At 46.9% G+C, this 554-nt stretch carries 1 protein-coding gene; it reads right to left on the bottom strand.

The window, feature by feature from the left end; all coding sequences use genetic code 11:
* The coding region (locus R7R24_RS29505) for an SLC13 family permease (RefSeq protein ID WP_318120564.1) at nucleotides 1-554 on the bottom strand (554 nt) is incomplete at both ends.

The following is a 554-nucleotide window of genomic DNA, read 5'->3' as shown; positions in this document are numbered from 1 at the left end:
TACTGATAGGCAGTGACATACCAAGCGAAGCCGCGAAGGTCACAACAAGAATAAGCGTGACTTCACCACCTAATGGCGTCAAAGAAGCCATGGACGTACCAAGTGCAGCCATTATTGGCATCAGCAAGTTGGCTGTGGCCGTGTGCGACATGAAGTTTGCCATTAGTAAGCAAAGGAATGCCGCGCCGAATAGCACCACATAAGGCGAGAATTCATCAAATGGAATACTGTGCACCACCAGCTTCGCAAGCCCTGTTTTGTCGAGCGCTAAACCTAGAGCAATACCACCCGAGACTAACCAAAGCACATCCCAAGAGATCTTTTTGAGGTCTTCTTTGTTGATGATCCCTGTCAGCGAGAACACGGCAACCGGAATTAAAGCGACGGTGTATGAGTTCATGCCATGCGCTGAGCCCATCAACCAAAGAATGATGGTGCCAGCGAATGTGACGTAAACAATCATCGCTTTTGGTGTTTTTAGGAACTTACTTTTGATGTTCAGATCAATTTTCGTCTGCTCGGCTTTGTATAAATAACCTATCAGAAGCCAAGCA

The sequence above is a fragment of the Vibrio sp. 704 genome (genome assembly GCF_033339295.1).
Note: the sequence above shows the minus strand (reverse complement) of the source record. Positions and strands in the feature narration are given on the sequence as shown.